Origin of the sequence: Salmonella sp. NW1250 (assembly GCF_051812965.1) — a bacterium.
In the GTDB taxonomy this organism is placed as follows: domain Bacteria; phylum Pseudomonadota; class Gammaproteobacteria; order Enterobacterales; family Enterobacteriaceae; genus Salmonella; species Salmonella enterica.
Genome location: NZ_JAMNDD010000004.1, coordinates 1 through 19,177, shown reverse-complemented (window position 1 = coordinate 19,177; position 19,177 = coordinate 1). Strand labels below are relative to the sequence as shown.

Genomic DNA, 19,177 nt, shown 5'->3' with positions numbered 1-19,177 from the left:
TACCTTTAACAGTGCAGGGTGATTGTTATTCGTTCAACGAAAGATACTCATTAAATTGCTCAATGCTTGGATAAGAGGATTGGGTGCCTTTCCCGGTGACGCTGAAAGCGGCAAAGAGGACGGCTTTTTTCATGGCGGCTTCCACATCCCCGCTCTGGACGTAGTAATGCGCGAAACAGCCGATAAAGGCATCGCCCGCGCCACTGGTATCAACAGCGTTCACTCTAAACGCCGGGACATGGACTTCCTGGTCACGCGTCATCCACAGCGCGCCTTTCTCACCCATGGTGACGATAATATTGTTCAGCCCTTTATCCACCAGCGAACGTGCCGCTGCGCGAATATGGTCATAGGTATCCACTGGCATACCGGTTAATATTTCCAGCTCGGTTTCATTGGGTACAAAGAAATCGCATTTACAGGCATAAGACATATCTAATTCCCGTAATGCTGGCGCAGGGTTTAATAACACTTCAATCCCGTGTTTCTTGCCAAATTCTATTGCGTGATAAACCGTTTCAAGCTGAACTTCCAGTTGCAGAACAATAAGCTGGCATTTTTTTAAATCTTCCGCCGCGCGATCGATATCTTCCGGCGAGAGAAACTTGTTGGCGCCTTTGATGATCAGAATGCTGTTGCTGGAGTTGGCGTTGACGAAAATCGGCGCTACGCCGCTGCTGGTACACGGTACTTTTTCTACATACGTCGTATTGATCCCCCAGGATTCGAGATTACGAATGGTGTTGTCGGCAAAAATATCGTCGCCCACTTTGGTCAACATCAATACTTTTGAATTGAGCTTAGCGGCCGCCACGGCCTGGTTCGCCCCTTTCCCGCCGCAGCCGATTTTAAACGCCGGCGCTTCCAGAGTTTCCCCTTCTTTGGGCATCTGGTTGGTGTAGGTGATAAGGTCCACCATGTTAGAGCCAATAACCGCGATATCCATTTTACTCCCTCTCAGAAATCGTCACACGACAATGATATTAAAATAACATTATCATGTTACTTCCGTATCATTTGTGACTATGATCGCGATTAGAGGATCATTTTGCCATTTACTTCGTGAACAACCCCTGGCGGAACATACGCGCATTAAATCATTTTTAGGGTTACAATTTACTGAAAATTAACTATTTATTGTTATAAAACGCGAATAAACCCACTTTTATTTCCTGACGGCCGGACGTATAGTAGTGCCACACTGTAATGTTCTCAGAAACACATAAATGTTACTGATGGAACATAACAACATGATTTGCGGAGAGGGTGAATGGAGACCAAGCAAAAAGAACGTATCCGACGCTTGATGGAGTTACTGAAAAAGACCGATCGAATCCATCTGAAAGACGCCGCGCGGATGCTGGAAGTTTCGGTGATGACCATTCGCCGCGATCTCAGCCAGGATGATGACCCTTTACCGCTGACGCTGCTCGGCGGCTATATCGTCATGGTAAATAAGCCTGCGTCTTCAACCAATATGCCGCTGCCGGCGAAAAAGACGCATCATCGGGACGACCTTCCCGTTGCGATCCTGGCCGCAGGGCTGGTGCGTGAAAACGATCTGGTTTTTTTTGATAACGGTCCGGAAATGCCATTAGTTATCAGCATGATACCGGATGATATTACCTTTACCGGGATTTGCTACTCGCATCGGGTATTTATCGCGCTGAATGAAAAGCCTAATGCCACGGCGATTTTGTGCGGCGGCACCTATCGGGCCAAGAGCGATGCCTTTTATGATGCCAATAATCCTTCGGCGCTGGATTCGCTCAATCCGCGCAAAGTGTTTATTTCCGCCAGCGGCGTACATGAACATTTTGGCGTGAGCTGGTTTAACCCGGATGATCTTGCCGCCAAACGTAAAGCGATGGAGCGCGGTCTGCGCAAAATTTTGCTGGCGCGTCACGCCCTGTTTGATGAGGTCGCGCCTGCCAGCATTGGTCCGCTTTCTGCCTTTGATGTCCTGATTAGCGATCGCCCATTACCGACAGATTATGCCGTTCACTGTCGGAATGGTTCCGTCAAAGTCATCACGCCTGATTCGGAAAGTGAATAACTTACTCAAAAAAGACGGCAATTTTATTGAACATGGTGGGATCGGACTGGTTTCGTACCACCTTCGCCACGTCTTCCAGTTTATCGATCTGACTGATCATCTGTTCAAGCCGCTGATCGTCATTGACCAGAAGCCAGATGCGGCTCTGATCGCTACCCTGAATCGGTAAACAGAGAATACCCTCAACGTTGAAAGCGCGTCGGGCGAACAGCCCGCAGACGTGGGTCATCACGCCAGGATGGTTGCGAACGGTCAGCTCCAGAATAACGTTATCATGTGATTGTTTCTGCATGGCTTATTCCCCCACCATCTCTGTATTTGCCGCGCCCGGCGGCACCATCGGATACACTTTTTCTTCCGCATCAATGCGCACGTGGATCAACGCCGGTCCAGGACGACGAATGATAGCCTGCAACGCCGCCTGCGGATCGGCTTCGTTATTCAAATCACAGGTGTCCAGACCAAACCCGGCGGCAATCTGCATAAAATTGATGCTTCCCGGATAGGTTGCCGCAAAAACGCCCTGTTTATAGAACAGACTCTGTTGCTGATGTACCAGTCCCAGCGCGTCGTTATTCATCAGGATGATTTTCACATCCAACTGGTTTTCGCTGGCGGTAGCCATCTCCTGAATATTCATCATCAAACTACCGTCACCGGAAAAACACAGCACCTTGTTGCCCGGATTCGCCAGCGCCGCGCCAATCGCCGCGGGCAGACCAAACCCCATGGTGCCCAGCCCGCCGGAAGTCAGCCACTGACGCGGACGGTTGAGCGGATAAGCCTGCGCGGTCCACATCTGATGCTGACCTACGTCAGTGGTAATAATCGCGTTGTCGTCCACACAGGCGGCGACCGCATTAATCAGCCCATAGTGACTAAGCGGGTTATTTTCCTGGGGAATACTGCAAGGGAATTCTTGCTGCAAGTCCGCCACCAACTGATGCCATGCTTCCCGCGGCTGTGCCTCGATATGGGGAATTAACTGTGCCAGTACATCATCGACATCCGCCTGAATAGCCACATGCGGCTGCTTGATTTTGCCTAACTCGGCGCGATCGATATCCACATGGATGATTTTGGCGTTCGGACAAAACTGCTCCGTTTTGCCAATCGCCCGGTCATCAAAACGCGCGCCCAGGACAATCAGTAAATCGGCCTCTTGCAGAATAAAATTGGTACTGCGCGCGCCGTGCATCCCCAGCATTCCTAACGACAGCGGATGCGCCTTAGGCAGCATTCCCAGCGCCATTAAGGTCATTGTCGTCGGCAGTTGCGCTTTTTCCGCCAGTTCGCGCACGCGTGTCGGCGCATTGATCACGCCGCCGCCCAGATACAGCACCGGACGCTTCGCCGCGTTAATCATTGCGGCGGCCTCGCGGATACTCTCCGCGCTAAACTCCGGCGGGGGTGATTTTTCCGCCGGCGACGGCAACGCATCCAGCTCAATTGTCGCCGTCTGCACATCTTTAGGAACGTCTATCCACACCGGGCCAGGACGCCCCGACTGCGCCAGACGAAAAGCATCGCTCATCACCTGAGGCAGCTCGTTGATATTTCTGACCAGATAGTTGTGCTTGGTGATGGGGATAGAGATACCGTAGGTATCCACTTCCTGAAACGCGTCAGTACCGATCATGGACGCCGGAACCTGCCCGGTAATACAGATTAACGGAATAGAATCCAGGCGCGCATCGGCAATGGCCGTGACCAGATTGGTCGCGCCCGGCCCGCTACAGGCCATACAAACAGCAGGTTTACCCTCCGTCCGCGCCATCCCCTGCGCAATAAACCCCGCGCCTTGTTCATGGCGCGCCAGAATATGACGGATTTGCGTGCTTTGGCTTAACGCGTCGTAAACGGGGAGGATCGAACCGCCGGGAATGCCGGTGACGATACGAATCCCCTGGCGCTCCAGAAAATGAACAATAAATTCCGCGCCCGTAAAGCGCTGAGGTGTAGATGTTGTGCCCGAACTTGCCATGCTCCATTCCTTTTATTCTGAGCCGACGTTCCGGGAAGGTGTCTTAAACAAAAAACCCCGCCCGGTTTGCGCCGGCGGGGTTTTGGAATCGTGTGTGTTCCGGACCCTACGGCGCATTGCCGACGACGACCACCACACGCACGACGACCACTGCGCGAGATGGCGCAGTTGTTAGTAGGGTCGCGTTCAGCATGGAAGGGTTCATTAGGGGCCTTGTCTGTTTGTTATTAACACGTTTTATACAAGCACAGCGCTTTCAGCATGACAACGGAAAAATTTTCATCTGCACAAAAATGCGTCAGCGATCACATTTTTCTACGAATTTACACGCTTTGAGTATAGGCGTGATAAGCGTAGCGCCCTCCGGTAATCGCCGGGATTGATGATCACGCATTTCACAATGCCGGAAAACAAAAAACCTCGCCGAAGCGAGGTTCTTACAGCGTAATGCGGGTGGTAGCCGCGAAGCACACTGTGTTATGTCAACAACAGAAGTATACGCGTTCTGTGCAGAACGCGCAATTTCGGCGCGAATTTTGATGAATTTGAGTATGGATCAGAAGCTCCGTTCTGTCTATAAATTACTGTTCATTTATACAGTACTTAACTATAATGTCTTTGACACAATGTGTTATGCGGGGGCCGCATCGTAAACCGGCGCAACGAAGTCCTGGCTGAAACGGGTGGTGCCGTCAGCGCCTTAACCCCCTCGTGAGCACACTGTGTTATGTCAACACGCACACTATTCCTCGCAAAAGGGATCGCGTGCGCAACAGCTGGCAACAGGCAGCGGAAAGGTACGTCGGCTGGCAGTGCTCCTTAACCACAGGAGACGCGTATGAGCGTAGTGGATATCACCATTCTTATCCTGAAACTCATTGTTGCAGCACTGCAACTGCTTGATGCTGTTCTGAAATACCTTAAGTAATTCAGATTCAAGCCGCACCGAAGGGGAGCGGGCAACCGCTCCCCTTTCACCTTATCCGCTGGTCTTTCGCTTCTCGGGTATGTTACGTTTTTATGACACCCTCAACGACGCCTGACGCTATGACCCTTTCCGTTTTCTGCATTTTGCTGTTCGCCGCGCTGCTACATGCCAGCTGGAACGCCATTGTCAAAGCGGGAAACGATAAGCTCTACGCCGCGATCGGCGTCAGCGGTTCCGCGGCGGTCATGGCATTGATCCTTTTGCCCTTCTCGCCGCAGCCAGCTCACGCCAGTATCCCTTTTTTAGCGGCCTCTACCGCGCTCCAGGTGGTGTATACCGTCCTGGTGGCGAAAACCTATCAGGTCTCGGACATGAGCCAGACCTATCCTCTTATGCGCGGCACCGCGCCGCTGCTGGTGGCGCTCATTAGCGTTCTGTTTCTTGGCGACAGCCTGTCGTCGATGGCCTGGGTCGGCATCGCAGTGATCTGCATGGCGATACTTGGGATGGCCTGTAATGGCCGCGCCAGCTCTCAACGTGGTGTCGTGCTGGCATTAACTAACGCCTGTTTTATTGCCGGATATACGCTGGTGGACGGGACCGGCGTAAGACTCTCCGAAACGGCGCTGGGCTATACGCTATGGTCATTTTTTCTCAACGGCGCCTGCCTGTTAACCTGGGCGATGATTGCGCGGCGGCGGGAAGCGTCGCGTTATCTGGCGCAACAGTGGAAAAAAGGCATTTTTGGCGGGATTGGCACTATGGGATCTTATGGGCTGGCGCTATGGGCCATGACTCAGGCGCCGCTGGCGGTGGTCGCCGCGCTGCGTGAGACGTCGATTTTATTCGGCGCGCTGATAGCCTGGCTGTTGCTTAAAGAGAAAGTGGCCGGGCTACGTCTGGTGGCGGCAGGCGGGATTGCCCTCGGGGCGATTTTACTCCGTCTGTCATGATCGCCCAATAACAGCCGCAGACGTAACACATTCTCGGCAACATTTGTTGCCGCTTTTGTTTACATATCCTGCCGTTCCTTCGTCTGCCATTGCTGGTTGCTGTCTGGCCTTCTTTTTCTGGTGTGATAGATTCCTCTCGCATTTATGGGAATGCGCAGCAAGTTATTCTTATTTTTTCTTTTTTTGAAAAGTAATCAGCGAAATGAAAAGGCAGAGAAACGTCAATTTGTTGTTGATGTTGGTGTTACTGGTGGCCGTAGGGCAGATGGCGCAAACCATTTATATTCCCGCCATCGCCGATATGGCACAAGCGCTAAACGTCCGGGAAGGCGCCGTCCAGAGCGTAATGGCTGCTTACCTCCTGACCTACGGCGTCTCGCAACTGTTTTACGGCCCGCTTTCCGACCGGGTTGGGCGCCGCCCGGTAATCCTCGTCGGCATGTCTATTTTTATGGTAGCGACCCTGATCGCCATGACCACGCATAGTTTGACGGTGTTGATTGCCGCCAGCGCCATGCAAGGGATGGGAACCGGCGTTGGCGGAGTAATGGCGAGAACGCTCCCGCGCGATCTGTATGAAGGAACGCAACTTCGTCACGCCAATAGCCTGTTAAATATGGGGATTCTGGTCAGCCCGCTGTTAGCGCCGCTGATTGGCGGTCTGCTGGACACCCTGTGGAACTGGCGCGCGTGTTACGCTTTCCTGCTGGTGCTTTGCGCTGGCGTCACCTTCAGCATGGCGCGCTGGATGCCGGAAACCCGCCCCGCCGGCGCGCCGCGCACACGGCTGATCGCCAGCTATAAAACGCTGTTTGGCAACGGCGCATTTAACTGTTACCTGCTGATGCTAATCGGCGGGCTGGCTGGCATTGCGGTCTTTGAAGCCTGTTCCGGCGTGCTGATGGGGGCAGTATTAGGTCTCAGCAGTATGGTGGTAAGCATTCTGTTTATTCTGCCGATTCCGGCGGCGTTCTTCGGCGCCTGGTTTGCCGGACGCCCGAATAAACGCTTCTCAAACCTGATGTGGCAGTCAGTTATTTGCTGTCTGCTGGCAGGCCTTATGATGTGGATTCCCGGCTGGTTTGGCGTGATGAACGTCTGGACGCTACTCATCCCCGCTGCGCTGTTTTTCTTCGGCGCCGGGATGTTATTTCCACTGGCCACCAGCGGCGCGATGGAGCCGTTTCCGTTCCTCGCAGGCACCGCTGGCGCGCTGGTCGGCGGGCTGCAAAATATTGGTTCCGGCGTACTGGCGTGGCTTTCGGCAATGCTGCCGCAAACCGGTCAGGGCAGTCTGGGATTGCTGATGACCCTTATGGGATTGCTGATCCTGGCGTGCTGGCTGCCGCTGGCGTCACGGATATCGCATCAGGGACAGACGGTTTAACGTTCCCCTCGCCCGGCTTTTTGCCGGGCGTTTCACATTCCGGCGCGATCATCGCATTGAGCAGGGGCTCCTGCGCCGGACGCCACGCTCCTTCTTCGCCGTCATAAAACTGAGTGTCCGCGTTTATCGCATACGGAATATGCGCTTTTTTCAGCTCGCAGGCCATAAAATGGGCAAACGCGAACTGTGAAGCGACCGGCGTGATTTTTATCGACTCTCCCGGCGCCCATCCTCCCACCCAGCTTGCATGGCCGGTCTTATGCTGCCAGCGAACCGCAGCGTTAATCCGAGCCCGAATTGCCGCTTTTTCCGCCGCCGTGCCTGATGTCCACGGATATTTACCGCCGCTTTTCAGGGGGCCCCACGGAAAGATGTGCCACTCCGCCAGTACATAGTTCTGGCTTTGCGCCGGCAGTTTAAGCGCCGACAAATCCTCCGGCGCGGCGCGCATTCGGGGGGCAACGAAAATCATCCGCTGTGGGTCAATGGCGTGAATCAGGCGGATGGTTTTGTCATATACGCGATTCAGCGACGCCATATTATGATTGAGTTTGTCGGCAGGCTCATAAATGAGATCGAACCCCAGAAGCGGGGATGTCTGACCAAAATAGCGCGCGACCACGCTCCACCAGTTGATCAGCTCCTTTTCATGGCTGGCGCTGGGATCGGTTTTATACGCATCCGCCTGATAGGCAATAATGGGTATGACGCCATAGTATTCGCAGGCCTCTACCAGCTTACGCAAATGGATGAGGCGCGCTTCCGTCGGCGCGCCTGCCACACGAATACGGACATGCGTTAACCCTTTTGCCTTAAAATCCCGCACGACCAGCGGATCAAACTCGCGGATACCCCGTTCCGTTCGCGCCCAGTCAACATCCATCCCAACGCCAAGCTGCTGCGCATAGCGCGCCGCCGTCAAAGGCATCGGTTTCGCATAGACGACCGCGCTGGTCAGCATGAGAGAGGCAATAAGCGGTTTAAACACGACGCCCCCTAAAATTTTTACCACGGTGATAGCACGTATTTAGCATATTCACTCCCGGCAGGTGTAGCGGCAAAGCGTAATAAATCTTCACACCTGTTCCTGCAACCAGCGAATAAATGCCTCGATTTTCGGCCACTGCCTGCCAGGCAGAGTGGTGACATAATAATGCTGATGACATTTCAGCCTCATGTCACCAAAAGGCGCAATCAGTTCACCGCTGTCGAGACGCTTTTGCACCAGCCGTTTACGCCCCATCGCCACGCCAATGTGGTTCATCGCAGCAATCACCGCTAAATCAGAACGATCGAAGCCAATGCCGGATGAATCCGGCAAATTTACCGCAAAATGCTGCGCCCAACTGTGCCACTCATCAGTGCCAGAATCGTTACTCCACGCCTGTCTGTCGTGTAAGAGCGTACAGTGCCGCAAGTTATTCAGGTTGTCCTGCAAGGCGAAACGACGGGCGTAATCCGGGCTGCAAACGGGCAAAATTGCCTCATCCATTAAAAAATGGTGCGTGAGCTGCGCCGACGGCGCATCGTCAAAATAGATAGCCAGGTCAATGCCGGCACGCTGTAGGTTAACGTTATCGTTGCCGGTCAGCATAGTGAGAGAAATTGACGGATAGCGACGGGTAAAGTCCCCCAGCGCGGGCACCAGCCAGCACTGGGCGATAGAGGGACGTGAATACACGGTTAGCGTGCCAGACAGTTCCTGATTTTTGATATCGAGGATTTCCTGATTCAACGTATCCAGCGACGATTTCAGCGCCCAGAATACCCGTTTGCCTTCATGGGTAAGCTCCACTTTACGGTGAGAGCGGACAAATAGCTGGATTCCCAACTCGGCTTCCAGTTGATTGATACGATGGCTTACCGCACTTGGGCTTAACGACAGCTCATCTGCCGCCAGAGCAAAGGACTGGTGTCTGGCCGCGACTTCAAAAGTATAGAGTTTGGATAACTGCCAGCCGTTGAGTAAGCGGTTTCGGGTATCGCGAAGGGGTTCCATGGCAACCTCAGTCATCTTTTAATTTCCCGAAGTGTAAAAAAACACGCTGAAAAAATCCGCACATAGATGAAGCAAAATGAACCATATCGCAAAATAAAGGCAATATTAGATGGAAATCACATAGTTGATTCAATTTACATCATGTGAATGGCAAATTATATCGTTTGTCAGGAGGTGCTGTTTTTCTGTCCAATAAGAACAGATTAATCACAGGGTAGGTGAGATATGCACGCTCAAATCTGGGTAGTGAGCACGCTGCTGATCAGCATCGTGTTAATCGTATTGACCATCGTGAAGTTTAAATTCCACCCCTTCCTGGCGTTACTGCTCGCCAGTTTCTTTGTCGGCGCGATGATGGGCATGGGGCCGCTGGAGATGGTCACGGCGATAGAAAACGGAATAGGCGGTACGCTCGGTTTTCTGGCCGCCGTTATCGGTCTTGGCACCATCCTCGGCAAAATGATGGAAGTTTCCGGCGCGGCGGAACGCATCGGGCTTACGCTCCAGCGCTGCCGCTGGCTCTCTGCTGACGTGATCATGGTACTGGTGGGGCTGATTTGCGGTATCACGTTGTTCGTGGAAGTGGGCGTCGTGTTGCTCATCCCACTGGCGTTTTCTATCGCTAAAAAGACCCATACCTCGCTGCTGAAGCTGGCCATTCCGCTGTGTACCGCGCTGATGGCCGTCCATTGCGTGGTACCGCCGCATCCGGCTGCGCTGTTTGTCGCAAATAAACTGGGGGCGGATATCGGCTCGGTGATTGTCTACGGTCTACTGGTCGGGCTGATGGCCTCATTGGTCGGCGGCCCGCTGTTCTTAAAGTTTCTGGGTAATCGTCTGCCGTTCAAGCCCGTACCGACAGAGTTTGCGGATCTTGAAGTGCGCGCCGAAAACACCCTGCCGTCGCTGGGCGCAACGCTGTTTACCGTTCTGCTGCCGATTGGCCTGATGCTGGTGAAAACCGTCGCTGAACTGAATATGGCGAAAGACGGCACGTTGTATACGCTGCTGGAGTTTATCGGTAATCCGATCACCGCGATGTTTATCGCTGTCTTTGTGGCGTATTACATACTCGGTCTGCGCCAGCATATGGGGATGAGCGCGCTACTTACCCACACCGAAAACGGCTTTGGCGCCATTGCGAACATCCTGCTGATTATCGGCGCGGGCGGCGCGTTCAACGCCATTCTCAAAAGTAGCGGGCTGGCGGACACGCTGGCGGTGATCCTCTCAAATATGCATATGCACCCGATTCTGCTGGCATGGCTGGTAGCGCTGATTCTGCACGCGGCGGTCGGCTCTGCGACGGTGGCGATGATGGGTGCCACCGCGATTGTTGCGCCCATGCTGCCGCTCTATCCTGACGTCAGCCCGGAGATCATTGCGATTGCCATTGGTTCCGGCGCCATTGGCTGCACGATCGTGACCGATTCCCTATTCTGGCTGGTCAAGCAGTATTGCGGCGCTACGCTGAATGAAACGTTTAAATACTATACGACGGCCACGTTTATCGCATCTGTCGTTGCACTGGCTGGCACATTCCTGCTTTCCTTTATCATCTGATCGTAAAGAGACGTACTATGGAAAACATACAAAAGCTCATCGCCCGGTATCCTTTGGTCGAGGATCTGGTCGCCCTCAAAGAAACCACCTGGTTTAACCCGGGCGCCACCTCTCTTGCACAAGGTCTACCGTATGTCGGCCTGACGGAGCAGGACGTAAACGCCGCCCATGACCGTCTGGCGCGCTTTGCGCCATATCTGGCGAAAGCGTTTCCGCAAACCGCTGCCGCTGGCGGCATGATCGAATCTGACGTGGTCGCTATTCCGGCCATGCAAAAGCGGCTGGAAAAAGAGTATGGGCAAACGATCGACGGTGAAATGCTGTTAAAAAAAGACAGTCACCTGGCAATCTCTGGTTCCATTAAAGCGCGCGGCGGCATCTACGAGGTGCTAACGCACGCGGAAAAACTGGCGCTGGAGGCGGGTCTGTTAACCACCGACGATGACTATAGCGTGTTGCTTTCGCCGGAATTTAAACAATTCTTCAGCCAGTACAGTATCGCCGTCGGTTCAACCGGCAATCTGGGGCTATCGATCGGTATCATGAGCGCCTGCATCGGTTTTAAAGTGACGGTACATATGTCTGCCGACGCCCGCGCCTGGAAAAAAGCGAAGCTGCGTAGCCACGGCGTGACGGTCGTAGAATACGAAGATGATTACGGCGTGGCGGTTGAGCAGGGCCGAAAAGCAGCGCAATCCGATCCAAACTGTTTCTTTATCGATGATGAAAACTCCCGCACGCTATTTCTGGGCTATGCGGTAGCGGGTCAGCGTCTGAAAGCGCAATTCGCGCAGCAGGGACGCGTCGTCGACGCCAGTCACCCACTGTTTGTTTATCTACCGTGCGGCGTTGGCGGCGGCCCTGGCGGCGTCGCCTTTGGCCTGAAACTGGCGTTTGGCGATAACGTCCACTGTTTCTTTGCCGAACCGACCCATTCACCCTGCATGTTACTCGGCGTTTATACCGGTCTGCACGATGCCATCTCAGTACAAGATATCGGTATTGATAACCTGACGGCGGCTGACGGCCTGGCGGTAGGTCGCGCTTCGGGCTTTGTTGGTCGGGCAATGGAGCGTCTGCTTGACGGCCTCTATACCTTAGACGATCAAACAATGTATGACATGCTGGGCTGGCTGGCGCAGGAGGAAGGAATTCGACTGGAGCCATCAGCTCTGGCGGGGATGGCCGGGCCACAGCGCATTTGCGCCGCCGCCGCGTATCAGCAAAGGCATGGATTCAGTCAGACGCAGCTCGGCAACGCGACGCATCTGGTATGGGCAACCGGGGGCGGCATGGTGCCGGAGGATGAAATGGAACAATACCTGGCGAAAGGACGCTAATACTCGCTCAGTGCCGGAAAGACGGCAGCGCCATCCGGCACGCCATCGCCTGATGGCGCTACGCTTATCAGGCCTGTGACGTTAACGCAGCATCGCCATCAATTCCTCCGGCGAGCGATGCTGTTTCAGTAAATCCCGCATCACCCGCATATGCGGCGAGGAGTAGTTAAAAAAGGTCTGGTAGCCCTCGCAAAGCTGATTTTTCCCCTGGCTATCCCGATGCTCAGGGCATCCGCCGCCGCAAAATCGTAATAAAGAACACTTCTGACATTCAGCGCTTAGCGGCGCCTTGTCCGGCGTTTTAGCACCATTCCTGCCGCCGCACCACTGCTGTAGCGTCTCATCAAAAAGGCGAACCGAGATACGCTGAATATCTTCACGTACCCAAATATCAAATACGCTATTTAAAAACCGCCCCCAGTCTGCTGAACACAATGAATCCTCGGTCAACATTCCGTTCCGGTCATGTTCCAACAATGGGATAAAATGGACATTGCGAATGCCGAGCCGTTGTAAGTTACGGTACAGTTGCTGAGGGCGCTGGCTATTCTGGCGATTTACGACGACCTGAATCTGGTCATCACTCACGACAATGTCCTGACGTCCTGTCATATAAAATTCCCGATAAATGCAATAAGTTGGCGAATATGGGTAACAGCAAACAGGATTGCGAGCGACAACACCGCGAGGGAGATCAAAAATTTGTCACGCACGACATGAGTTTCGGAAAAATCGCTATGCGCGACATCCATCAAATTACGACTCAGGGTATAACGCCAAAGAATCACCGCCACTATCGCCAGAACGCTGATTGACACCCAGAGCAAGAACCCCGCCTGATGCCAGTGGTGCCTGACGGCTAACGCCATTAACGCCCCGTATCCCAGCAGCGTGCGAAACCAGGCCAGCGACGTACGCTCCGGTTGCAGTCCCGGATCGTTCTGCCGACGGGCTTTACGACTATCCGGCATACAGTACCAGCCCCATCACTATCACCGCGACAATCATCAAAATAACGCTGATGATCAACAGGCTATGGGTATAGGGCAAATCCTCTTTCAGACGCATCGCTTTTTCATTACGTAACCAGCGTAGATAGCCATAAATCGCCAGGCCGCCCGCAAACAGACACAACAGTAGCGCCAGCAGTTCACGGATCACCGGCGTGGCAAAATCCGGGGCGAGCTGATCAAGACCGACGCCTGCCGCCAGAAATCCCAGCGAGGTGCGAATCCACGCCAGAAAGGTACGCTCATTTGCCAGCGAGAAGCGATAATCCGGCGCTTCTCCGAGGCGGGAAATCTTCATGACGACTCCTTTTACGTTCTTATGTATTCCCGTTCGTTTTCAGAATACCACTCACGTTGTTGCTGATATGCTTCACATTATCCCGCAGCAAGGGAATCTTATTGCAAAATAACTGTAGTTCACTGGTGATGCGTTTCGGCGCAACCGCGCTCATTGCCGCTATTTTTCATTTCAGTTGCGACCTTTTTCAACGCCACCGCCAGGAAAGGCATTATTGCCGAATTAAAAGCTGAAAAACCACCCGTCGCGACGAAAAAAAAGGCGATGAAGATTGATAACAAACTGAAATAAAATGGAATTATGCTCGTTGCCATTACGCTGATTAGCACGTTCATTGAGGAAGGAGATAAGAAGAAGAGCAGAAGTGTGACCGGTGCGGCGCGCGTTATCCAGCCTGGATTTAACACAGTGCGTAGGCTGGATAAGCAACGCGCCATCAGGCGCTAACCCATTCCCCAAAAAATCACCGCCAGCAGTTGTGGCGTGATAATACGCAGGAACATCACTAACGGATAGACGGTCGCGTAAGAGAGCGCCGCCGCGCCGCTGGTGGCATGAAGATTGTTGGCAAATGCCAGCGCTGGCGGATCGGTCATCGAACCGGCCAGCATCCCGCACAGCGTCAGATAGTTCATTTTGGCAAAAATCCGCGCCAGCAGACCGACGGTAATCAGCGGAATAGCGGTGATGAAAATACCATAGCCAATCCAGCTTAATCCTTCGCCCTGCGTCAGCGTATCGACAAAATCGCCGCCGGATTTCAGCCCAACGACCGCCAGAAACAAAACGATGCCTAACTCACGCAGCGCGAGGTTGGCGCTCGGCGGCATAAACCAGTACAGCTTACCGATGCTGCCGATACGCCCCAAAATTAGCGCCATGATCAGCGGCCCGCCGGCCAGCCCCAGTTTTAACGCGACCGGGAATCCCGGCACAAACAACGGGATTGACCCAAGCAGAACCCCTAATCCGATGCCGATAAACACCGGCAGCATCTGCACCTGCTGGAGTTTTTGCTGCGCGTTGCCGACCACATTGGCTACCGCATCAATCGAGGCTGGACGCCCCACCAGATTGAGAATGTCGCCAAACTGCAGGCTGGCGTCGCTACTGGCGACCAGCTCAACACCCGCGCGGTTAAGACGGGAGATAACCACGTCATAACGCTCTTTAAAGTGCAAATCGCGGATACGTTTGCCGAGCACTTTTTCGTTGGTGACGACCACACGCTCGACACGTAAATCCGTGCCACGCGTCGACAACGAGGTGTCCACTTCCTTACCGATCACCAGTTGCGCGTTATGCAGGTCGGTAGATTGGCCGACGAGGTGCAGCAGGTCGCCTGCCTGGATAATCGTCCCCGGCGACGGCACCATCAGCGTGTCGTCGCGTTTCAGGCGTGAGCAAATGATTTTATCGCTGTTCAGGATCGGCACATCCTGGATAGCCATATTATTGAGGTTCGGATTCTCGACACGGATATTCATTGTCTGAATTAATGAATGGCCGTTAGCGAGAGAGGATTCGTGCTTCTGCGCCTCCGCCTCGACGTTAACGCGAAAAATCAGCCGCATCAGCCACATGGTGAGCAAAATACCGCAGATGCCAAACGGATACGCCATCGCATAGCTCATCCCCATCTGATCCACCAGATCCACTGGCGTTCCCAGATCGCGCAGGATTTGCTGACCCGCCCCTAACGCAGGCGTATTGGTGACTGCGCCGGAGAAAATCCCCAGCACCACCGGCAGCGGAATAGCGAAAATTTTATGCAGAATCGCGGTGACCAACCCGCCCATAATCACAATCAGAATGGCAAATAGATTCAGACGTAGCCCGGAGACGCGCAGCGAGGCGAAAAACCCCGGCCCCACCTGTATGCCGATGGTATAAACAAAAAGGATCAGGCCGAATTCCTGGATAAAGTGCAGCATATCGCCGCTCAGCGTCACCCCAGCCTGATCGACGAAGTGGCCGACGATAATACCGCCGAACAGAACGCCGCCAATACCAAAGCCGACACCGCGCACTTTAATGTTGCCGATCCATAAACCGACAACCGCCACCAACGCCAGAACGCTGACCGTCAATGCGATATCACTCATCTTCTCTTCCCTGTGAGTAACATTTCAATTTATAGGGATTATGACTGAACCGTTAAGGCATATATACAGCATGGCGCACATTCTCATGTTACAAAACCGCCCAGACGTCCTGACTTCGGCAGCGTCTTACCCTTTTTCGTGGCACAAAAAAGCCCCGCCATCTCTGGCGGGGCAAGGCAAGGAGCTCATTAGCTATTTAATGCGGAGCGTTCGTTAATGGCGATACGCTGCGGCGCAATGGTTTCCGGCTCGTTACGGGTTAAATCAATATGCAGCAGGCCGTTGGTAAAGGTCGCGCCGGAAACTTCCATATTTTCAGCCAGCGTAAAGCTCAGGCTAAAAGGCTGCATGACCAGGCCCTGATGTAACCATTTGGGCTCGTTTTCCGGCTGTTCCGGCGTGCCTTTCACCGTCAGGCGCGTGCCTTCCAGTTGAATATCCAGATCTTCCTGACGGAAACCGGCTAACGCTAAGGTAATGCGATAATGGTTATCGTCGCTTTTTTCGATGTTATAGGGCGGGAAGCTCTGGCTTTCGCCGCTGTTTTGCAGCGCATTGGCCAGCTTGTCAAAACCGATCCATTGACGCAGCAGTGGGGATAAATCGTAGTTACGCATAATCATTTCTCCTTCTAAGAAGCGAGTTTTTACCTTCACACTTTACGTGCGAATATGCTCCCTGACGGCGAGCATGGGATGACAGGCCGCGCAACGCGACCCGACGGAATCAGTTAATTTCGATACGGCGCGGTTTGTTCGCTTCCGGAATCACGCGCTCCAGTTCGATATACAGCAGCCCGTTGACCAGGTTTGCGCCGCGAACGTGAATGTTCTCCGCTAACTGGAACTTACGCTCAAAGTTACGCTCGGCAATGCCCTGATACAGGTAAGTACGTTCTTTCTGCTCGTCCGCATGAGCGCCTTTTACCACCAGTAAATTATCCTGGGCGGTAATCTCCAGTTCGCTTTCCGCGAAACCGGCAACGGCAATGGCGATGCGGTAGTGGTTTTCGTCTACCAGCTCAACGTTGTACGGAGGGTAGCCGCCATTACTTTGGCTTTGGTTATTTTCAAGCAGGTTAAACAGACGGTCAAAACCAATGGCAGAACGGTACAGCGGGGATAAATCAAAGTTACGCATAATCATAAACTCCTGAAATCAGCGAGAATGTCAGACCTTCCATCATGGACAGGCCAGGATTGCCAGAACACCCATCAGGCGTGCCCTTCTATTCACTACGTCTTATAAATGGGTCTGAATACGTACTTTTCAAGTATTTTAATCCGACTTTTTTTTGCAGTTTATTGGCTATTGCATAGACTGGTTGGGACAGCACTGATTGTTAAAGTGCGATTACCGCCACAGTGCCACGTACTGGTGATGTTATTTTTAGCAACGGATCGCTATAACTCATCATGCAAATAACGACAACCAACAGATGAATGAGTGATGATAAAAAACGTGTGGTTAACGCTGATAATATGGAATGGGATGCTTTTATTAAGCGGTTGTTCAAGCGTCATGTCGCACACCGGCGGTAAAGAGGGTACTTATCCTGGCACGCGCGCCAGCGCTACGATGATCGGTAACGATGAGACAAACTGGGGCACAAAATCGTTGGCCATCCTGGATATGCCGTTTACCGCCGTGATGGATACGATCCTTCTGCCGTGGGACATCTTCCGCAAAGACAGTTCGGTAAGATCGCGCGTCGAGAAAAGCGAGGAGGAGACGAAAATGACCAATGCCGTCATCCCCCCGGCGAAGATGCCTCCTCCCTGATTTATCGCCCGGTTTCCGTCACCCATAGCTGACGGAACCCTTTCACCTCTTCCATCCATGCGACGTGTCGCCCATCCGGTGAAAAAACGACGGCGTCCGCAGACGGCGGGTTGTCGTGCCTGGCGGTTAAGAAGTCGATCCTCCCACTTTGTGCGTCGCAGCAGGCAATCCGGTTTTCCAGCACCAGTCCCAGCCATTTACCCGACGGATGCCAGTTAAACGCTGACTGTACGCCGGTCGCATGATGCGTTAACTGCCGGGGCTCGCCTCCCTGAGGCGATATCAGCCACAGTTGCGCTACGCCGTTATCGTCCCGCATCAAAAAGGCGATCGCCGTCGCCTGCGGATTACTGCGGACCCAGTGGCGTGGTTCGTTAGTGAGTCCAGGATAAACACGCTGGTGAGTAAAGGTAAGACGCCGCTGAACGACGCCCAACGGCGGCGATGGCATTGTTGATTCGGTTCCCGTCAGCGGCGTGTCGCCTGCCTGTTTCCAGCCGTTTTCATGACACGGTAAATCGACAATAAACAACTCCGGGACTTTTTGGCCCGTCAGCGACAGCGTATCGCCAATAAAGGCGATCTGGCGGTTGCCCACCCAGCCCTCTTCATAGGCGCGGTTAATGTCATCGCTGCCAGGTCTCGGCGCCGGCGTCGTGCGGCTAACCAGTACGCACCAGTAGCTACCGCTGTATTCGCGCGGATGCTGAACCGGCACCGTTACCGGCCCATACGGCACGGCCACGCCGACATTACGTAGATCCAGCGCCGGATCTCGCTCATGCAGAACGTGGTCATTATAGGTAAAACTCACCAGCTCGCCGTTCGGGCTAAACACATGGACGTGGCTGCCGCCGCGCAGCGCGCCGGGAGTATACGGCGCAGTAATATCCATCGCATCGAGGTTAGTCACGCCCCCCGGCGTTGCAATAACGCCCCGACGGTGGTGGAAATCGTAATGCCACGTCTCATCAGGGTTTTCAGGGCCATGAATAAACACATAGTGATTGTCGGCAGGATGCACCGTCACCACACCGACATGCGCGCCCTGCACGGCGCGATAAATCACCGCCACGTCGCCGGTATGCACATTGACACGCTCAATAGTCTTGCCCGTAAATGACGCGCCTGAAGGCCGCACATCAAAGACCAGCCACTGGCTGTCAGGTGTCCAGGTATTGGTGTTGGTAAGCTGGTGATGGCGCGGCGTAAAGGTGATTTGTTTCATAGGATGTCCTGATAAGAGACGATGCTCGTCATCATACTTCACACGGGCTTCACTTTCAGGCTTTAGCGTATCGTTGGGATAGCCAGGCCCGATGGCGTCACGCCACCGGGCCGTCAGGGTCTTATTTCTCCTGCGCCAGCCGGATACTGCGCTCTATCACCGCCCGCCGGGCGTCACCCGCCGGCAGCAGTTTCAGCATCATCTCCCAGGCCGCCACCGCCTCGCCAAAGCGCTGCTGCTCAAAGGCGTTAAACGCATACAGGCTTAACACCCGGATATCCGTGTGGTCGCGGCTCACCAGCCGGCGCAGCAGCTCCCCGCCACGGCGGTTATCCTCCGGGTCGGACGAGCGCGTCAGCGCCTCCGCATAGCCCAGCGCCGCATCGCTGTTTTTCGGGTCCAGGCGGTAGGCGTTCGCATAGGCCCCGGTGGCGGTACCGGCATTACCCAGTACCATACCGGTGCGCCCCAGCATGAGCCAGCCCTCAACATTGCCGGCATCATTCTGCAGGCGGGTGCGCAGCCCCAGCGCCAGCCGCGCCAT

General features: G+C 53.9%; 22 protein-coding genes, 1 pseudogene and 1 other annotated feature. Of the genes and pseudogenes, 8 read left to right on the top strand and 15 right to left on the bottom strand.

Annotation, left to right across the window (positions count from 1 at the left end):
• Positions 1 to 25: 25 nt before the first annotated feature.
• Positions 26 to 946, bottom strand: coding sequence for a ribokinase (gene rbsK, locus NBA72_RS08015; RefSeq protein WP_000350272.1), 921 nt, complete (start codon positions 944 to 946; stop codon positions 26 to 28).
• Positions 947 to 1,270: 324 nt separating this feature from the next.
• Between rbsK and NBA72_RS08010 the strand changes: the two genes are divergently transcribed.
• A complete protein-coding gene (locus NBA72_RS08010; RefSeq protein WP_000448638.1) occupies positions 1,271 to 2,056 on the top strand; it encodes a DeoR family transcriptional regulator in 786 nt (261 codons plus the stop codon).
• Position 2,057: 1 nt separating this feature from the next.
• Here the strand turns inward: NBA72_RS08010 and ilvN are convergent, their stop codons facing one another.
• The 3 genes from ilvN to ivbL form a co-directional block, all read right to left on the bottom strand.
• The gene (ilvN, locus tag NBA72_RS08005) at positions 2,058 to 2,348 is read right to left on the bottom strand and encodes an acetolactate synthase small subunit (RefSeq protein ID WP_001171826.1); all 291 of its coding nucleotides are present in this window, start codon (positions 2,346 to 2,348) and stop codon (positions 2,058 to 2,060) included.
• Between the two features lie 3 nt (positions 2,349 to 2,351).
• On the bottom strand, positions 2,352 to 4,040 hold the full coding sequence (gene ilvB, locus NBA72_RS08000) for an acetolactate synthase large subunit (protein ID WP_000168439.1): 1,689 nt from the start codon (positions 4,038 to 4,040) through the stop codon (positions 2,352 to 2,354).
• Positions 4,041 to 4,146: 106 nt separating this feature from the next.
• Entirely contained in the window at positions 4,147 to 4,245 is a 99-nt protein-coding gene (gene ivbL / locus NBA72_RS07995) for an ilvB operon leader peptide IvbL (RefSeq protein WP_001541152.1), read from the bottom strand.
• A gap of 522 nt (positions 4,246 to 4,767) precedes the next feature.
• Here ivbL and NBA72_RS07990 point away from each other — a divergent pair.
• The 4 genes and pseudogenes from NBA72_RS07990 (at position 4,768) to emrD (ending at position 7,308) form a co-directional block, all read left to right on the top strand.
• Positions 4,768 to 4,882: pseudogene (locus NBA72_RS07990) on the top strand (hypothetical protein).
• Positions 4,879 to 4,968, top strand: a complete 90-nt coding sequence (gene tisB, locus NBA72_RS07985) for a type I toxin-antitoxin system toxin TisB (protein ID WP_000117642.1) — start codon at positions 4,879 to 4,881, stop codon at positions 4,966 to 4,968. Before NBA72_RS07990 ends, tisB begins: the two are co-directional and overlap by 4 nt.
• A 92-nt stretch (positions 4,969 to 5,060) precedes the next feature.
• On the top strand, positions 5,061 to 5,921 hold the full coding sequence (locus NBA72_RS07980) for a DMT family transporter (RefSeq protein ID WP_001531658.1): 861 nt from the start codon (positions 5,061 to 5,063) through the stop codon (positions 5,919 to 5,921).
• 202 nt (positions 5,922 to 6,123) lie between these two features.
• Positions 6,124 to 7,308, top strand: coding sequence for a multidrug efflux MFS transporter EmrD (emrD, locus tag NBA72_RS07975; protein ID WP_042948603.1), 1,185 nt, complete (start codon positions 6,124 to 6,126; stop codon positions 7,306 to 7,308).
• On the opposite strand, the gene NBA72_RS07970 is transcribed toward emrD, so the two are convergent.
• Both NBA72_RS07970 and dsdC read right to left on the bottom strand, forming a co-directional pair.
• Positions 7,235 to 8,320, bottom strand: a complete 1,086-nt coding sequence (locus NBA72_RS07970; RefSeq protein ID WP_042948604.1) for a cellulase family glycosylhydrolase — start codon at positions 8,318 to 8,320, stop codon at positions 7,235 to 7,237. The two genes, emrD and NBA72_RS07970, sit on opposite strands and share 74 nt — an antisense overlap.
• Positions 8,321 to 8,383: 63 nt before the next feature.
• The gene (gene dsdC / locus NBA72_RS07965) at positions 8,384 to 9,307 is read right to left on the bottom strand and encodes a DNA-binding transcriptional regulator DsdC (RefSeq protein ID WP_001541637.1); all 924 of its coding nucleotides are present in this window, start codon (positions 9,305 to 9,307) and stop codon (positions 8,384 to 8,386) included.
• A gap of 225 nt (positions 9,308 to 9,532) precedes the next feature.
• On the opposite strand from dsdC, the gene dsdX reads away from it, so the two are divergent.
• Together dsdX and dsdA are read left to right on the top strand one after the other, a co-directional pair.
• A complete protein-coding gene (gene dsdX / locus NBA72_RS07960; RefSeq protein WP_000543317.1) occupies positions 9,533 to 10,870 on the top strand; it encodes a D-serine transporter DsdX in 1,338 nt (445 codons plus the stop codon).
• Between the two features lie 17 nt (positions 10,871 to 10,887).
• Positions 10,888 to 12,210 carry a D-serine ammonia-lyase gene (gene dsdA / locus NBA72_RS07955; protein ID WP_000427986.1) on the top strand — a complete coding sequence of 441 codons (1,323 nt, stop codon included), beginning with the start codon at positions 10,888 to 10,890 and terminating at the stop codon, positions 12,208 to 12,210.
• A gap of 81 nt (positions 12,211 to 12,291) precedes the next feature.
• Here the strand turns inward: dsdA and NBA72_RS07950 are convergent, their stop codons facing one another.
• The 7 genes from NBA72_RS07950 to ibpA all read right to left on the bottom strand — a co-directional run bounded on the left by NBA72_RS07950 (position 12,292) and on the right by ibpA (position 16,763).
• Positions 12,292 to 12,822, bottom strand: coding sequence for a radical SAM protein (locus tag NBA72_RS07950; RefSeq protein WP_000147833.1), 531 nt, complete (start codon positions 12,820 to 12,822; stop codon positions 12,292 to 12,294).
• A complete protein-coding gene (locus tag NBA72_RS07945; protein WP_042948607.1) occupies positions 12,819 to 13,181 on the bottom strand; it encodes a DUF202 domain-containing protein in 363 nt (120 codons plus the stop codon). The genes NBA72_RS07950 and NBA72_RS07945 overlap by 4 nt, the downstream gene beginning before the upstream one ends.
• Complete coding sequence (locus NBA72_RS07940) at positions 13,171 to 13,518, bottom strand: YidH family protein (protein ID WP_000703964.1); 348 nt, start codon at positions 13,516 to 13,518, stop codon at positions 13,171 to 13,173. The genes NBA72_RS07945 and NBA72_RS07940 overlap by 11 nt, the downstream gene beginning before the upstream one ends.
• A gap of 119 nt (positions 13,519 to 13,637) precedes the next feature.
• Positions 13,638 to 13,955 carry a hypothetical protein gene (locus tag NBA72_RS07935; RefSeq protein ID WP_162888868.1) on the bottom strand — a complete coding sequence of 106 codons (318 nt, stop codon included), beginning with the start codon at positions 13,953 to 13,955 and terminating at the stop codon, positions 13,638 to 13,640.
• A 6-nt stretch (positions 13,956 to 13,961) separates the two neighbouring features.
• Positions 13,962 to 15,623: a putative transporter gene (locus tag NBA72_RS07930; RefSeq protein WP_001279781.1), complete on the bottom strand. Its 1,662-nt coding sequence runs from the start codon at positions 15,621 to 15,623 to the stop codon at positions 13,962 to 13,964.
• A 188-nt stretch (positions 15,624 to 15,811) separates the two neighbouring features.
• Positions 15,812 to 16,240 carry a small heat shock chaperone IbpB gene (gene ibpB, locus NBA72_RS07925; RefSeq protein ID WP_001246919.1) on the bottom strand — a complete coding sequence of 143 codons (429 nt, stop codon included), beginning with the start codon at positions 16,238 to 16,240 and terminating at the stop codon, positions 15,812 to 15,814.
• 109 nt (positions 16,241 to 16,349) lie between these two features.
• Entirely contained in the window at positions 16,350 to 16,763 is a 414-nt protein-coding gene (ibpA, locus tag NBA72_RS07920) for a small heat shock chaperone IbpA (RefSeq protein WP_001532742.1), read from the bottom strand.
• Positions 16,757 to 16,830, bottom strand: a sequence feature (ROSE (Repression Of Heat Shock gene Expression) occurs in the 5'-region of heat shock genes and acts as an RNA thermometer to modulate expression.). It overlaps the preceding gene by 7 nt.
• Before the next feature lie 242 nt (positions 16,831 to 17,072).
• Between ibpA and NBA72_RS07915 the strand changes: the two genes are divergently transcribed.
• On the top strand, positions 17,073 to 17,405 hold the full coding sequence (locus tag NBA72_RS07915) for a YceK/YidQ family lipoprotein (RefSeq protein ID WP_001581211.1): 333 nt from the start codon (positions 17,073 to 17,075) through the stop codon (positions 17,403 to 17,405).
• A gap of 1 nt (position 17,406) precedes the next feature.
• Here NBA72_RS07915 and NBA72_RS07910 read toward each other — a convergent pair whose 3' ends face one another.
• Together NBA72_RS07910 and NBA72_RS07905 are read right to left on the bottom strand one after the other, a co-directional pair.
• Positions 17,407 to 18,633 (bottom strand): DUF3748 domain-containing protein, encoded by a 1,227-nt coding sequence (locus NBA72_RS07910; RefSeq protein ID WP_042948610.1) that lies wholly within the window; start codon positions 18,631 to 18,633, stop codon positions 17,407 to 17,409.
• Between the two features lie 121 nt (positions 18,634 to 18,754).
• Positions 18,755 to 19,177: tetratricopeptide repeat protein (locus NBA72_RS07905; RefSeq protein WP_074139781.1), on the bottom strand; the 423-nt coding region annotated here is incomplete at its 5' end.

Coding starts and splice junctions, on each gene's coding strand:
- dsdA (WP_000427986.1), top strand. CDS start 10,888: ATGGAAAACATACAAAAGCTCATCGCCCGGTATCCTTTGGTCGAGGAT.
- rbsK (WP_000350272.1), bottom strand. CDS start 946: ATGGATATCGCGGTTATTGGCTCTAACATGGTGGACCTTATCACCTAC.
- NBA72_RS07930 (WP_001279781.1), bottom strand. CDS start 15,623: ATGAGTGATATCGCATTGACGGTCAGCGTTCTGGCGTTGGTGGCGGTT.
- NBA72_RS08010 (WP_000448638.1), top strand. CDS start 1,271: ATGGAGACCAAGCAAAAAGAACGTATCCGACGCTTGATGGAGTTACTG.
- ilvB (WP_000168439.1), bottom strand. CDS start 4,040: ATGGCAAGTTCGGGCACAACATCTACACCTCAGCGCTTTACGGGCGCG.
- dsdX (WP_000543317.1), top strand. CDS start 9,533: ATGCACGCTCAAATCTGGGTAGTGAGCACGCTGCTGATCAGCATCGTG.
- NBA72_RS07935 (WP_162888868.1), bottom strand. CDS start 13,955: ATGGCGCGTTGCTTATCCAGCCTACGCACTGTGTTAAATCCAGGCTGG.
- NBA72_RS07910 (WP_042948610.1), bottom strand. CDS start 18,633: ATGAAACAAATCACCTTTACGCCGCGCCATCACCAGCTTACCAACACC.
- NBA72_RS07940 (WP_000703964.1), bottom strand. CDS start 13,518: ATGAAGATTTCCCGCCTCGGAGAAGCGCCGGATTATCGCTTCTCGCTG.
- NBA72_RS07915 (WP_001581211.1), top strand. CDS start 17,073: ATGATAAAAAACGTGTGGTTAACGCTGATAATATGGAATGGGATGCTT.
- NBA72_RS07950 (WP_000147833.1), bottom strand. CDS start 12,822: ATGACAGGACGTCAGGACATTGTCGTGAGTGATGACCAGATTCAGGTC.
- ibpB (WP_001246919.1), bottom strand. CDS start 16,240: ATGCGTAACTACGATTTATCCCCACTGCTGCGTCAATGGATCGGTTTT.
- dsdC (WP_001541637.1), bottom strand. CDS start 9,307: ATGGAACCCCTTCGCGATACCCGAAACCGCTTACTCAACGGCTGGCAG.
- emrD (WP_042948603.1), top strand. CDS start 6,124: ATGAAAAGGCAGAGAAACGTCAATTTGTTGTTGATGTTGGTGTTACTG.
- ilvN (WP_001171826.1), bottom strand. CDS start 2,348: ATGCAGAAACAATCACATGATAACGTTATTCTGGAGCTGACCGTTCGC.
- NBA72_RS07980 (WP_001531658.1), top strand. CDS start 5,061: ATGACACCCTCAACGACGCCTGACGCTATGACCCTTTCCGTTTTCTGC.
- ivbL (WP_001541152.1), bottom strand. CDS start 4,245: ATGAACCCTTCCATGCTGAACGCGACCCTACTAACAACTGCGCCATCT.
- tisB (WP_000117642.1), top strand. CDS start 4,879: ATGAGCGTAGTGGATATCACCATTCTTATCCTGAAACTCATTGTTGCA.
- ibpA (WP_001532742.1), bottom strand. CDS start 16,763: ATGCGTAACTTTGATTTATCCCCGCTGTACCGTTCTGCCATTGGTTTT.
- NBA72_RS07945 (WP_042948607.1), bottom strand. CDS start 13,181: ATGCCGGATAGTCGTAAAGCCCGTCGGCAGAACGATCCGGGACTGCAA.